At 72.4% G+C, this 12,484-nt stretch carries 12 protein-coding genes; 5 read left to right on the forward strand and 7 right to left on the reverse strand.

The features are described 5' to 3' along the window. Positions 1-254: 254 nt before the first annotated feature. Positions 255-1,997, reverse strand: coding sequence for an acetyl/propionyl/methylcrotonyl-CoA carboxylase subunit alpha (locus ABUW04_RS08635; protein WP_380563828.1), 1,743 nt, complete (start codon positions 1,995-1,997; stop codon positions 255-257). A gap of 185 nt (positions 1,998-2,182) precedes the next feature. Between ABUW04_RS08635 and ABUW04_RS08640 the strand changes: the two genes are divergently transcribed. Beyond that, positions 2,183-2,593, forward strand: coding sequence for a hypothetical protein (locus ABUW04_RS08640; protein ID WP_380563829.1), 411 nt, complete (start codon positions 2,183-2,185; stop codon positions 2,591-2,593). Here ABUW04_RS08640 and ABUW04_RS08645 read toward each other — a convergent pair. From ABUW04_RS08645 to ABUW04_RS08660, 4 genes are read right to left on the reverse strand one after another with little or no spacing between them, the layout of a single operon-like run. After that, positions 2,590-3,183: a nucleoside triphosphate pyrophosphatase gene (locus ABUW04_RS08645; RefSeq protein WP_380563830.1), complete on the reverse strand. Its 594-nt coding sequence runs from the start codon at positions 3,181-3,183 to the stop codon at positions 2,590-2,592. The genes ABUW04_RS08640 and ABUW04_RS08645 overlap by 4 nt on opposite strands. A 20-nt stretch (positions 3,184-3,203) precedes the next feature. Beyond that, positions 3,204-3,329: a morphogenic membrane protein MmpB gene (gene mmpB, locus ABUW04_RS08650; protein WP_269665077.1), complete on the reverse strand. Its 126-nt coding sequence runs from the start codon at positions 3,327-3,329 to the stop codon at positions 3,204-3,206. 49 nt (positions 3,330-3,378) lie between these two features. After that, complete coding sequence (locus ABUW04_RS08655; protein ID WP_380563832.1) at positions 3,379-3,588, reverse strand: acyl-CoA carboxylase subunit epsilon; 210 nt, start codon at positions 3,586-3,588, stop codon at positions 3,379-3,381. 9 nt (positions 3,589-3,597) lie between these two features. Next, positions 3,598-5,193: an acyl-CoA carboxylase subunit beta gene (locus ABUW04_RS08660; RefSeq protein WP_030264280.1), complete on the reverse strand. Its 1,596-nt coding sequence runs from the start codon at positions 5,191-5,193 to the stop codon at positions 3,598-3,600. A 151-nt stretch (positions 5,194-5,344) separates the two neighbouring features. On the opposite strand from ABUW04_RS08660, the gene ABUW04_RS08665 reads away from it, so the two are divergent. The 3 genes from ABUW04_RS08665 (at position 5,345) to ABUW04_RS08675 (ending at position 9,274) form a co-directional block, all read left to right on the forward strand. Then, complete coding sequence (locus ABUW04_RS08665) at positions 5,345-6,187, forward strand: biotin--[acetyl-CoA-carboxylase] ligase (protein ID WP_380563833.1); 843 nt, start codon at positions 5,345-5,347, stop codon at positions 6,185-6,187. Positions 6,188-6,294: 107 nt separating this feature from the next. Next, positions 6,295-7,473: an adenylate/guanylate cyclase domain-containing protein gene (locus tag ABUW04_RS08670; protein ID WP_030264273.1), complete on the forward strand. Its 1,179-nt coding sequence runs from the start codon at positions 6,295-6,297 to the stop codon at positions 7,471-7,473. 91 nt (positions 7,474-7,564) lie between these two features. Then, a complete protein-coding gene (locus tag ABUW04_RS08675; RefSeq protein WP_037597790.1) occupies positions 7,565-9,274 on the forward strand; it encodes a GGDEF domain-containing protein in 1,710 nt (569 codons plus the stop codon). Positions 9,275-9,401: 127 nt separating this feature from the next. Here the strand turns inward: ABUW04_RS08675 and fdhD are convergent, their stop codons facing one another. Further along, positions 9,402-10,226 carry a formate dehydrogenase accessory sulfurtransferase FdhD gene (fdhD, locus tag ABUW04_RS08680; RefSeq protein WP_030264267.1) on the reverse strand — a complete coding sequence of 275 codons (825 nt, stop codon included), beginning with the start codon at positions 10,224-10,226 and terminating at the stop codon, positions 9,402-9,404. A 64-nt stretch (positions 10,227-10,290) separates the two neighbouring features. Here fdhD and hutH point away from each other — a divergent pair, with 64 nt between their 5' ends. Next, positions 10,291-11,859 (forward strand): histidine ammonia-lyase, encoded by a 1,569-nt coding sequence (hutH, locus tag ABUW04_RS08685; protein ID WP_084715403.1) that lies wholly within the window; start codon positions 10,291-10,293, stop codon positions 11,857-11,859. A 35-nt stretch (positions 11,860-11,894) separates the two neighbouring features. Here the strand turns inward: hutH and ABUW04_RS08690 are convergent, their stop codons facing one another. Continuing rightward, entirely contained in the window at positions 11,895-12,293 is a 399-nt protein-coding gene (locus tag ABUW04_RS08690; RefSeq protein ID WP_030264261.1) for a hypothetical protein, read from the reverse strand. Positions 12,294-12,484 lie beyond the last annotated feature (191 nt).

The raw sequence follows: 12,484 nt of genomic DNA on the forward strand, positions 1-12,484 counted from the left end.
GGGGTGGTCGCTCTGGGGCCTGCTGCAGAACGGGTCTGTAAGCGTGTCCGTGCTTTGAACGCCGATGACCCGTTCTTCGCTTTGACGGCCCCTGCCGCGACCACCCCGCCCCGTCCCACCCCCTCCCGTGCGGAGGGGGTGAACAGAGAGGCGGCGCCGCCTTGTTTGCCTTTAGGGGCGCGGGGAACTGCGCGACAAGCCACGACGGGCCGTCACTCCTTCGACCGAGCCGTACCCCCGCTGTGGGGGGCTCCTCAGTCCTTGATCTCGCAGATTGCTGCTCCGCTGGTGACCGTGGCACCGATCGCGGCTGTGAGGCCGACGATCGTGCCGGCCTTGTGGGCGTTGAGGGGTTGTTCCATCTTCATCGCTTCGAGGACGACGATCAGGTCGCCCTCGTTGACGGTCTGGCCCTCTTCGACATTGATCTTGACGATGGTGCCCTGCATCGGGGAGGCCAGGGTGTCGCCGGAGGCGGCCGAGCCGGCCTTGGAGGCGGTGGCGCGGCGCTTGGACTTGGCGGCGGGCTTGGCCGAGGTCGCGGCGAGGTTCGCCGGGAGGGAGACCTCGATGCGCTTGCCGCCGACCTCGACCACGACGGTCTCGCGGGTGTCCGGCTCGTCGTCGTCGGCCGCGCCGCCGGCGAAGGGCGGGATGGTGTTGACGAAGTCGGTCTCGATCCAGCGGGTGTAGATGCTGAAGGGTTCGCTGGTGAAGGCCGGGTCGACGACTACGGCGCGGTGGAACGGGATGGCGGTGGCCATGCCCTCGACGTTGAACTCGGCGAGCGCGCGGGCGGCGCGCTGCAGGGCCTGGGTGCGGGTGGCGCCGGTGACGATCAGCTTGGCGAGCAGGGAGTCCCAGGCCGGGCCGATCACACTGCCGGTCTCCACGCCGGAGTCCAGGCGGACGCCGGGGCCGGTGGGGGGCTGGAACACGGTGACGGTGCCGGGGGCGGGGAGGAAGCCGCGGCCCGGGTCCTCGCCGTTGATGCGGAACTCGAAGGAGTGGCCGCGGGCGGGCGGGTCGTCGTAGCCGAGTTCCTCGTTGTCGGCGATACGGAACTGCTCGCGGACCAGGTCGATGCCGGTGACCTCTTCGGTGACCGGGTGCTCCACCTGGAGGCGGGTGTTGACCTCCAGGAAGCTGATGGTGCCGTCGTTGGCGACCAGGAACTCGCAGGTGCCGGCGCCGACGTAGCCGGCCTCCTTGAGGATGGCCTTGGAGGCGCTGTAGAGCTGGGCGTTCTGGGCGTCGGTGAGGAAGGGCGCGGGGGCCTCCTCGACCAGCTTCTGGTGGCGGCGCTGGAGCGAGCAGTCGCGGGTGGAGACGACCACGACATTGCCGTGGTTGTCGGCCAGGCACTGGGTCTCGACGTGGCGCGGCTGGTCGAGGTAGCGCTCGACGAAGCACTCGCCGCGGCCGAAGGCGGCTACGGCCTCGCGGACCGCCGAGTCGTAGAGCTCGGGGACCTCTTCGAGGGTGCGGGCGACCTTGAGGCCGCGGCCGCCGCCGCCGAAGGCTGCCTTGATGGCGATGGGCAGGCCGTGCTCGCGGGCGAAGGCGACCACTTCGTCGGGGCCGGAGACCGGGTCGGGGGTGCCTGCGACCAGCGGGGCGCCGGCTCGCTGGGCGATGTGGCGGGCCGCCACCTTGTCGCCGAGGTCGCGGATGGCCTGCGGCGGGGGGCCGATCCAGGTCAGCCCGGCGTCGATGACGGCCTGGGCGAACTCCGCGTTCTCGGACAGGAAGCCGTAGCCGGGGTGGATCGCGTCGGCGCCGGAGTCGGCGGCGGCTTTGAGGACCTTGGCGATGTCCAGGTAGCTGGTCGCCGGGGTGTCACCTCCGAGGGCGAAGGCCTCGTCGGCCGCGCGGACGTGCAGCGCGTCCCGGTCCGGCTCGGCGTAAACGGCGACGGCGGTGATACCCGCGTCACGACAGGCCCGGGCGACGCGGACTGCGATTTCTCCGCGGTTGGCGATGAGCACCTTGCGCACAATGGCTCCCTTCTTGAACCGTGGATGAGTTTATGGACTACCAGGGCGTGTTGGTGAGCCCGGCCCCGGGGTGAGCTTGCCCACACGGAGGGTGATTGTCTCCGTACACCGTACGCCCGGGTGTCGTGAGGGGCCGTTTCGGCGTACCTCTTCCGGACGTGTCTACCCGTCAGTAAGGTGCCGTCATGAGGACCTGGACGGCAGCGGTGGCGGTGTTCCTGCTTGTGCTCGAAGCCTTGTTCTTCGCTGGTGTGGGGCTGCTTCTGGGGCTGGCCGTGCGCCATCAGAACATGTCCCTGGGTGGGCTTTCGACGGACGCCATGGCGAATGGAGCCTGGGTCGGAATGGGGCTGCTTGCGGCATTCCTGGTTGTCGTCGCGGTGCTGCTGGCGCGCACGGCCTGGCGCGGTGGTGCCATGGGGCGGCCCACAAGGATTCTGCTGATTGTCTGTGCGGTGCTGCACGGGGTGTTGGCCGCCGCCCTGTTGGCGCTGAGCGGGGTGGTGGCCTTTCTGGCGATGCTGGTGATGGTCGGGGTGATGGTTTTTGTGCTGCTGACTCCGACCGTGACTGACGCATCGCCAGGGGCTGCCTAGACCCAGAGGTCGGTGATCCGTACTCCGAGCTTTCCCAGCAGTTCGCGCAGCAGCGGGAGGGAGAGCCCGATGACGTTGCCGTGGCTGCCGTCGACGCTGTCGACGAAGGGGGCCGAGCGGCCGTCGAGGGTGAAGGCGCCGGCGACGTGGAGGGGTTCGCCGGTGGCGATGTAGGCGTCGATCTCGGCGTCGGTGGGGTTGCCGAAGCGGACCGTGGTGGAGGCGGTGGCGGAGGCGTGGTTGCCGCTGGCGGTGTCGATGACGCAGTGCCCGGTCTTGAGGACCCCGCTGCGGCCGCGCATGGACTGCCAGCGGGCCAGGGCCTCGGCGGCGTCGGCGGGCTTGCCGAAGGCCTGGCCGTCCAGTTCCAGGACCGAGTCGCAGCCGACGACCAGGGCGGGGGCGGTCAGCCCTGCGGCGACGGCGGTCGCCTTGGCCTCGGCGAGGACCAGCGCGAGCTCCGCGGGGGTGGGGGCGGAGAGTGCGTCCTCGTCGACGCCGCTGACGATCACTTGCGGGTCCAACCCGGCCTGACGGAGCAGGCCCAGGCGGGCGGGGGAGGCGGAGGCGAGCACGAGTGGCAGGGTCATGGGCTCAGCCTAGACACCGGTCAGACCATCACGATGACCAGTAAGAGGATCGCGAAGGCGGCGATGAGCAGACCGACGCGGCGGAGCAGTGCGTTGGCACGTCGCTTCTCCTCGGCGGTCTCGTCTACGGGGTCGGACCAGAGCATGCCTTCCAGGGTGCAGCTCTGGTCCTGGCTTGCGCCTGAGTACGGGTACTCAACTTTGGGCCCAGGCGGAGGTGCGCCAGGTGGTGGGGCCCGGGTGGGCCGGGGCGTGCAGGTTGCGGGCGCGGTCGGCCCACTGGGAGGCCGGGGCGCGGTCGGGGGTCCGGGCGGCGTTGGCCGCCGCCCGGGCCGAGACCACGGCCAGGACGGCGGCTAGCTCCTCGGGGCTGGGGTCTCCGTGCAGGACCTTGATCGGTGCCATGGCTGCCTCCTAGAGGGGGATGTTGCCGTGCTTCTTGGGGGGCAGCGTCTCGCGCTTGTTGCGCAGTGCCCGCAGGCCCTTGACGATGTGCTGGCGGGTCTCCGAGGGCATGACCACCGCGTCGACGTAGCCGCGTTCGGCCGCGACGTAGGGGTTGAGCAGGGTGTCCTCGTAGGCCTCGATGAGTTCGACCCGGCGGGCGTCGGGGTCCGGGGACGCGGCGAGGTCGGCCCGGTGCAGGATGTTGACGGCGCCCTGGGCGCCCATCACCGCGATCTGGGCGGTCGGCCAGGCGAGGTTGAGGTCCGCGCCCAGGTGCTTGGAGCCCATCACGTCGTAGGCGCCGCCGAAGGCCTTGCGGGTGATCACGGTGATCAGCGGGACGGTGGCCTCGGCGTAGGCGTAGATCAGCTTGGCGCCGCGGCGGATGATGCCGTTCCACTCCTGGCCGGTGCCGGGCAGGAAGCCGGGGACGTCCACGAAGGTGAGCACCGGGATGTTGAAGGCGTCGCAGGTGCGGACGAAGCGGGCGGCCTTCTCGGAGGCGTCGATGTCCAGGCAGCCGGCGAACTGCATCGGCTGGTTGCCGACGATGCCGACGGCGTGGCCCTCGACCCGGCCGAAGCCGGTGATCATGTTGGGTGCGAACAGCTCCTGGGTCTCCAGGAACTCGCCGTCGTCGAGGATGTGCCCGATGACCTTGTGCATGTCGTAGGGCTGGTTGGCCGAGTCCGGGACGATGGCGTCCAGTTCCAGGTCGAGCGCGGTGACCGTCAGGTCCGCCTCCTCGGGGAAGGCCGGGGCCTCCTCCAGGTTGTTGGAGGGGAGGTAGGAGAGCAGCGCCTTGACGTAGTCGACGGCTTCCTTCTCGTCGGCGGCCAGGTGGTGGGCGTTGCCGGACTTGGAGTTGTGGGTGCGGGCGCCGCCCAGCTCCTCCATGCCGACGTCCTCGCCGGTGACCGTCTTGATGACGTCGGGGCCGGTGATGAACATGTGCGAGGTCTGGTCGGCCATCACGACGAAGTCGGTGATGGCGGGGGAGTACACCGCGCCGCCGGCGCAGGGGCCCATGATCAGCGAGATCTGCGGGATCACCCCGGAGGCGAGGACGTTGCGGCGGAAGATCTCGCCGTAGAGGCCGAGCGAGGTCACGCCCTCCTGGATCCTGGCGCCGCCGGAGTCGTTGATGCCGATCATCGGGCAGCCGGTCTTCAGGGCGAAGTCCATCACCTTGACGATCTTCTCGCCGAAGACCTCGCCGAGGGAGCCGCCGAAGACGGTGAAGTCCTGGGCGAAGACCGCGACCTGGCGGCCGTCGACGGTGCCGTAGCCGGTGACCACGCCGTCGCCGTAGGGGCGGGTCTTCTCCTGGCCGAAGTTGGTGGAGCGGTGCCGGGCGAACTCGTCGAACTCCACGAAGGAGCCCTCGTCGAGCAGCATGGCGACGCGCTCACGGGCCGTCAGCTTGCCCTTGGCGTGCTGCTTCTCGATGGCACGGGCGGAGCCGGAGTGCGTGGCCTCGTCCAGCCGGCGCCGCAGGTCTGCGATCTTGCCGGCGGTGGTGTGGCTGGCCGCGCCCTCGTTGGCGATTTCGGCTTGGGACATCCGGCGCGACTCCCGTCAGGAGGGGGTAGTGCAGTCCAGGTCCCCTGGGGGGATCCCGGCGGCACCAACGGGTGAGGTTTCCGTGTCGTAGCGTAGCCATGACGGGCGCGTGGCGGATATGCAGAGTGACCGGCGTCATAGGCTGCGGAGCATGAGTTCTTCGCAGTGGAGTGACCTGGACCGGCCGCCGTTGCGCGGCGCCGCGCTGGAGCGGGCCGTGCTGCGGCCCGGCGGGCTGTGGACCTCGCTGCGGGTGGTGACGCAGACCGGTTCGACCAACAGCGACCTGGCGGCGGAGGCGGCCCGGGGCGCCGCGGCGGGCGCGGTGCTGGTCGCCGAGGAGCAGACGGCGGGGCGGGGGCGGTTGGAGCGCCGCTGGAGCGCGCCGGCGCGGTCGGGCATCTTCCTGTCCATGCTGCTGCGTCCGGACGGGGTGCCGAAGCAGCGCTGGGGTTGGCTGCCGCTGCTGGTCGGCGTGTCGGCGGCGTCCGCGCTGAGCCAGGTGGCCGGGGTCGAGGTGCGGCTGAAGTGGCCCAACGACCTGCTGGTCGACGTCGGCGGCGAGGAGCGCAAGCTCGGCGGGATCCTGGCCGAGCTGGCCGGGGACGCCGTGGTGGTGGGCATCGGACTCAATGTCAGCCTGCGCGAGGAGGAGCTGCCGGTGCCGGCCGCGGGCTCGCTGGCGCTCGCCGGCGCGGCGGTGACGGACCGGGAGACGCTGCTGCGGGCGCTGCTGCGGACCTTCGACGAGCTGTACGCGGACTGGGCCGGGGCGGCCGGCGATCCGGAGGCCAGCGGGCTGCGGGCGGCGTACGCGGCGCAGTGCGCCACGCTGGGCCGTTCGGTGCGGGTGGAGCTGCCCGGCGGCCGGGAGCTGCTCGGCGAGGCGGTGGCGGTGGACGGCGACGGCCGGCTGGTGGTGCGCGACGGTGCGGGCGAGGAGCGCGCGGTGGGCGCCGGGGATGTCCTTCACGTCCGTCCCCAGCAGGCGTGATGGCCCGGATCGGGTGAATCCGTGCGAGGATTCGTGCGGGCGGTGGTGTGAGCAAGGCCACAGGGCAGGACGCGGCGAGGGTGGAGAAGGTGGGCGACGAGGACCGGATGGCGGGCTCGGCCGAGGACGGCGCGGAGTCCGCGCCGACCGGCTCCGAGGACTCCGTGCCGCTGCAGTTGGAGCGGCTGATCCTGGACTCCGAGCGCCAGTACACGCCGTTCCAGGCGGCCCGGGCGGCGGGCGTGCCGATGGAGCTGGCCTCCCGGTTCTGGCGGGCGATGGGCTTCGCGGACATCGGCCAGTCGCGGGCGCTGACCGACGCCGACGTGATCGCGCTGCGACGGCTCGCCGGGCTGGTCGAGGCCGGGCTGCTGAGCGAGCCGATGGCGATCCAGGTGGCCAGGTCCACCGGGCAGACCACGGCCAGGCTGGCCGAGTGGCAGATCGACACCTTCCTGGAGCACCTGACCACCGGCGCCGAGCCCGGGCTGACCCGGGCCGAGGTCGCCTACCCGCTGGTGGAACTGCTGCTGCCGGAGCTGGAGCAGTTCCTGGTCTACGTCTGGCGGCGGCAGCTCGCGGCGGTCACCGGCCGGGTGGTGCAGGCCGCCGAGGACGAGGACATGCAGAGCGGCAGGCTCGCGGTGGGCTTCGCCGACCTGGTCGGCTTCACCCGGCTGTCGCGCCGGCTGGAGGAGGAGGAACTCGGCGAGCTGGTCGAGAACTTCGAGATCAGCTGCGCGGACATCGTCGCCGGACGCGGCGGCCGGCTGGTGAAGACCCTGGGGGACGAGATCCTCTACGTCTCCGAGGACGCCGGGACCGCCGCCGAGATCGGCCTGGCGCTGGTGGAGACCCTGGGCAAGGACGACTCGATGCCGGCGCTGCGGGTCGGCATGGCCTTCGGCACGGTCACCACCCGGATGGGCGATGTCTTCGGCACCACGGTGAACCTGGCCAGCCGGCTAACTTCCATCGCCCCCAAGGACGCGGTGCTGGTGGACGGGGAGATGGCGGCGGCGCTGGAGCGCGAGGGCGCGGTGCCGCCGGCCGCCGGCAGCTACCCGGGCGTGCCGCCCGGGGCGGCTGACGCCCTGTCGGCGGTCGCCTCGGTGGGGATCTCGGCGGGGGACCGGGCACCGGTCGAACCGGTGCCGGACGAGGACGGGCCGGCCGGGGCTGAACCGTCCTACCGGTTCGCGCTGCAGCCGATGTGGCGGCGGCCGGTGCGCGGGCTGGGCCTGGTGGAGCCGTGGCAGCTGACCCGGCGTCCGGGACCGGGCTGACCGTACGTCATTCGGGGCGATATGTCCGCTCTGTACCTAAAGTGGTCTTCACGGCCACGGACCTGGCCCGTCCTGAGCCAGGAGGATCAGCGTGCACGGCGCGGATGTGCGGTTGCGGGCCGTGGTGGGTCTGGCCCAGGCGATGTCCGGTGCGCAGACGCGGATCGAGGCGGTGCAGGCCGCGGCACTGCGCTCGCGGGAGGCGCTGGGCGCCGACTTCGCCGCGATCTCGGTCTGGGAGCGGGAGACCGGACGGCTCCGGGTGCTGGTCAACGACGGACTGCTGGCCCCCGGCGAGGAGGAACTGCCGGAGGACGAGTCCTACGCCGTCGCCGACTACCCGGAGATCGCGCTGTTCCTGGAGCAGCGCGGCCTGGGCGCCCCGTGGACCGTGGACGGCCTGCCGCGGGCCTGGGTGCAGACCGCGGACGGCGGCGGCGCCGACGCCAACGGACCCGCCTGCCGGGAGCGCGCGGCGTCGCTGCGGCGGCGCGGTCGCGGCTGCTGCCTGGTCGCGCCGATCGTGCTGCGCGGCCGGGCCTGGGGTGAGCTCTACCTGGCCCGCGGCGTCGGCGACCCGGTCTTCACCCAGGACGACGCCGAGTTCGCCACGGTGCTGGCCGCGCAGACCTCGGCCGGGCTGGCCCAGAGCGAGGAGCTGGAGGAGGTGCGCAGGCTCGCCTTCACCGACCCGCTGACCGGGCTGGCCAACCGCCGGGCCGTGGACGCCCGGCTGGACGCGGCCCTCAGCGAGCACCGGGAGCACGGCACCGTGGTCTCCCTGGTGGTCTGCGACGTCAACGGTCTGAAGCGGGTCAACGACGAACTGGGCCACGAGGTCGGCGACCGGTTGCTGGAGCGGTTCGCCAACCAGCTGTCGCTGTGCGGGGCGATGCTGCCCGGCAGCGTCGCCGGGAGGCTCGGCGGCGACGAGTTCTGCCTGGTCGCCGAGGGCGCGCCGGCCGACGAGGTGGTCCGGGTCGCCGAGGAGCTGTGCGCGCAGGCGCTGACGCTCGATCAGGGCGACGGCGTGGCCTGCGGGGTCGCCTCGACCGGTGACCCGATCGGCCCGGTCACCACCGCCGACCGGCTGTTCCGGCTGGCCGACGCCGCGCAGTACCGGGCCAAGGCGGGGCAGGCGTCCCGCCCGGTGGTCGCCGGGCGCGGCGAGCTGCCGGACCCGACGGTGCAGCTGGCCGAGAACGGGGAGGGGCCGCGGCCGCCCGGACGGCGGGGCGAGCGGCGGCGGTTCCGCGGGGCGCGGCACAGCGCGGACCCCGGGGTGCTGATCGCCGCGGTGACCGCGGCGATCGACGAGGCCCGGCGCAGGGACACCCTGGGCCGGCTGGAGGTGGTCGCCGAGACCACCGCCAGGATGCTGGACGCGGTGTCCTGGTGGATCTCCTACGTCCCGCCCGGGTCGCTGCAGATGCGCACCTCGCACTACGGGGTCCGCAGGATGACCCGTGGGCCCGGCAACGTCCGGGCACAGGTGCAGCGGGCCGTCAACGAGGCCCCGGACGCGGTCTTCGACCTGCGCTCCTACCCGCTCACCGCGGAGGCGGTGCGGGGGCGGGCCTTCACCATGCGGGCCGGGGTCCCCGGCAACGACCCGGCGGAGGAGGCGGTGCTGCTGGTCGGCGGGTACCGCGCGGTGCTGGCCGCGGGCGGCAGTAACGCCGCGGGAGGCTGGCTGGTCGAACTCTTCGCCGACGAGTCCACCCTGTCCTACGCAGCCCTGGGCCCCTCCCTGCGAGCGCTCATCGCCATCGCTCTTTCCGGCCCTGCATCGCCGCCATGAAGGTGCAGACCGTAGCTGGTTGTTCGCGCAGTTCCCCGCGCCCCTGACATGTGCAACTGAGCCAGTTGCAGCCCCCTAGGGGCGCGGGGAACTGCGCGAACAACCATGCACCGGCGTGCACCCGGGCTCACGCCAGTGCCACCCGCTGGGCTCCCGCATAGACGTTCGCGCTGCGTCCCCGCAGGAAGCCGACCAGGGTGAGTCCCAGCTCCGAGGCCAGGTCCACCGCCAGTGAGGACGGCGCGGAGACGGCCGCGAGCAGCGGTATCCCGGCCATCGCCGCCTTCTGGGTGAGCTCGAAGGAGGCCCGTCCACTGACCATCAGCAGATGGCCCGTCAGCGGCAGCGCCCCCTCCCGGAGGGCCCAGCCCACCACCTTGTCGACGGCGTTGTGCCGCCCCACGTCCTCGCGCAGGCACAGCAGCTCCCCGTCGGCGGTGAAGAGCCCCGCCGCGTGCAGCCCCCCGGTGGAGTCGAAGACCTTCTGTGCCGCGCGCAGCGCGTCCGGCAGCCCGTAGAGGGTGTCGGGCGAGACCCGGAGCCCGTCGGCCGCCAGGTCGTGCGGCACGCGCATGCGGATCGCGTCGACGCTCTCCCGCCCGCACAGCCCGCACGCGCTGGAGGTCAGCAGATTGCGGTGGGCCGAGGCCGGCACGGCCGCGCCGTCCCGCAGCGAGGCGTCGATGACGTTGTAGGTCTGCAGCCCGTCGGCGTCGGTCCCGGCGCAGTACCGCAGCGCGGTGAGGTCCTCCGAGGAGGCCGCCAGGCCCTCGCCCACCAGGAATCCGGCGACCAGGTCGAAGTCGTGGCCGGGGGTGCGCATGGTGACCGTCAGCGCCTCGCCGTTGATCCTGATCTCCAGCGGTTCCTCCGCTGCCAGCGCGTCCGGGCGGTAGCTGCCCTGCTGCTCCCGCAGCCGCAGCACCCGGCGCCGTTCGGTGGTCCGTCCCATACCGGACACGGTATCTGGCCTGGCCTAGTTGTCATATCGCCATTCACCTGATCTGATTCCGCATATGGATATGCACAACGTGGTGGACGACGTGGTCGTCGTCGGCAAGTCTGATGTCGCCCCGGCGGATGTCATCGCCGTCGCTCGCGGCAACGCCCGGATCGAGCTCTCGGCCGACGCGCTCGCCGAGATGGCCGGTTCGCGCGCCCGGATCGACGCGCTGGCCGCCGAGCCGCGTCCGGTCTACGGGGTCTCCACCGGCTTCGGCGCGCTGGCCGTGCGCCACATCGAGCGGCCGCTGCGCGCGCAGCTGCAGCGCTCGCTGGTGCGCTCGCACGCCGCCGGGATGGGGCCGCAGGTCGAGCGGGAGGTCACCCGTGCGCTGATGTTCCTGCGGCTGAAGACGCTGGCCTCGGGCCGCACCGGGGTCCGCCCGGTGGTCGCCGAGACCATGGCGGCGATCCTCAACGCCGACATCACCCCGGTGGTCCGCGAGTACGGCTCGCTCGGCTGTTCGGGTGACCTGGCGCCGCTCTCGCACTGCGCGCTGACGCTGATGGGCGAGGGTCTGGCCTACGGCGCCGACGGCGAGGTCCGCCCGGCCGGCGAGCTGCTGACCGAGGCCGGGATCACCCCGATCGAGCTGGCCGAGAAGGAGGGCCTGGCCCTCATCAACGGCACCGACGGCATGCTCGGCATGCTGGTGATGGCCATCGCCGATCTGGGCCGGCTGTTCACCACCGCCGACATCACCGCCGCGATGTCGCTGGAGGCCCTGCTCGGCACCGAGAAGGTGCTCCAGCCGGAGCTGCACGCCATCCGCCCGCACCCCGGCCAGGCCGCCAGCGCCGCCAACATGCTCAAGGTGCTGGAGGGCTCCGGCCTCACCGGCCACCACCAGGACGACGCGCCCCGGGTCCAGGACGCCTACTCCATCCGCTGCGCCCCCCAGGTCGCCGGCGCCGGCCGGGACACCCTGTCCCACGCCATGCTGGTCGCCGACCGGGAGCTGGCCGCCGCCGTCGACAACCCGGTGGTGCTGCCCGACGGCCGGGTCGAGTCCAACGGCAACTTCCACGGCGCGCCGGTGGCCTACGTGCTGGACTTCCTCGCCATCGCCGCCGCGGACCTGGGCTCGATCGCCGAGCGCCGCACCGACCGGCTGCTCGACAAGAGCCGCTCGCACGGCCTGCCGGCGTTCCTGGCCGACGACCCGGGCCTGGACTCCGGCCTGATGATCGCTCAGTACACCCAGGCCGCCCTGGTCAGCGAGAACAAGCGGCTCGCCGTCCCGGCCTCGGTGGACTCCATCCCCTCCTCGGCGATGCAGGAGGACCACGTCTCCATGGGCTGGTCCGCCGCGCGCAAGCTGCGCCAGGCGGTGGACAACCTGGCCCGGATCCTGGCCGTCGAGCTGACCGCCTCGGCCCGCGCCCTGGAGATCCGGCTGAACGCGGGCAACGGCCCGCTCGCCCCGGCCACGGCCGCGGCGCTGGCCGGGGCCCGCGCGGCGGGTGTGGTCGGTCCGGGCACGGACCGCTTCCTCGCCCCCGACCTGGAGGCGGCCGAGGCGTTCGTCGCCGGCGGCGGCCTGGTCGCCGCCGTGGAGTCGGTCACCGGAGCACTGGTCTGACGGAGCGTCGGGCCGCGCCGCGACGGGGATAGGACTCAGTCGTCCCACTCGTCGCGGCGGGTCCGGCGGCCGTCGGCGTGGCGCCTGCTGCGCAGCTGGACGAAGTTGAGGCCGACGATCCCGGCCCAGGCGACCAGCAGCCCGGGCAGGTGGGACACGCCGGCGCCGATCGCCGACAGCGGCACCGCCAGCACCAGCGAGGCGTACTGGAAGGCGTTGGGGTGGTCGACGCGCTCCTTCCGGGCCGGACGGCGCACCTCCGGGTTGGCCTCCAGCTCGCGGCGGACCCGGACCGCGATCTGGGCCTCCAGCCGCTCGTCCAGGCGGTGCAGGAAGCCGTCGATGACCTCGGACTCGTAATCGGGGCCGAGCTCCCGCAGGGTGTGGGCCGCGGCCCGCAGGTCCTTCTTGGTCTCGCTCTCGACTGGGTTCATAGCTGTGAGCGTAGGGACCCGGACGGGTCCGGCACCCCCGGGCGGCACCGATCTCGGGGTCGTCTCAGGGACAAATCAGGGACGCCCTGACGGTGTCCGGCGGGCAAGACGGCACTTGCCGACTCTGCATGGAGTCATGCAGAGTCAACGGACAGTGAATGCCCCCGCTGCCCGCCCCACCCGGCGGCCAG

This window comes from Streptacidiphilus jeojiensis (genome assembly GCF_042510965.1).
Taxonomy (GTDB): Bacteria; Actinomycetota; Actinomycetes; order Streptomycetales; family Streptomycetaceae; genus Streptacidiphilus; species Streptacidiphilus jeojiensis.

Bases quoted from the DNA above. Each gene is read 5' to 3' on its own strand.
- ABUW04_RS08640 (WP_380563829.1), top strand. From the start codon at position 2,183: ATGAGGACCTGGACGGCAGCGGTGGCGGTGTTCCTGCTTGTGCTCGAA.
- ABUW04_RS08645 (WP_380563830.1), bottom strand. From the start codon at position 3,183: ATGACCCTGCCACTCGTGCTCGCCTCCGCCTCCCCCGCCCGCCTGGGC.
- mmpB (WP_269665077.1), bottom strand. From the start codon at position 3,329: ATGCTCTGGTCCGACCCCGTAGACGAGACCGCCGAGGAGAAGCGACGT.
- ABUW04_RS08655 (WP_380563832.1), bottom strand. From the start codon at position 3,588: ATGGCACCGATCAAGGTCCTGCACGGAGACCCCAGCCCCGAGGAGCTA.
- ABUW04_RS08660 (WP_030264280.1), bottom strand. From the start codon at position 5,193: ATGTCCCAAGCCGAAATCGCCAACGAGGGCGCGGCCAGCCACACCACC.
- ABUW04_RS08665 (WP_380563833.1), top strand. From the start codon at position 5,345: ATGAGTTCTTCGCAGTGGAGTGACCTGGACCGGCCGCCGTTGCGCGGC.
- ABUW04_RS08670 (WP_030264273.1), top strand. From the start codon at position 6,295: ATGGCGGGCTCGGCCGAGGACGGCGCGGAGTCCGCGCCGACCGGCTCC.
- fdhD (WP_030264267.1), bottom strand. From the start codon at position 10,226: ATGGGACGGACCACCGAACGGCGCCGGGTGCTGCGGCTGCGGGAGCAG.
- hutH (WP_084715403.1), top strand. From the start codon at position 10,291: ATGGATATGCACAACGTGGTGGACGACGTGGTCGTCGTCGGCAAGTCT.
- ABUW04_RS08690 (WP_030264261.1), bottom strand. From the start codon at position 12,293: ATGAACCCAGTCGAGAGCGAGACCAAGAAGGACCTGCGGGCCGCGGCC.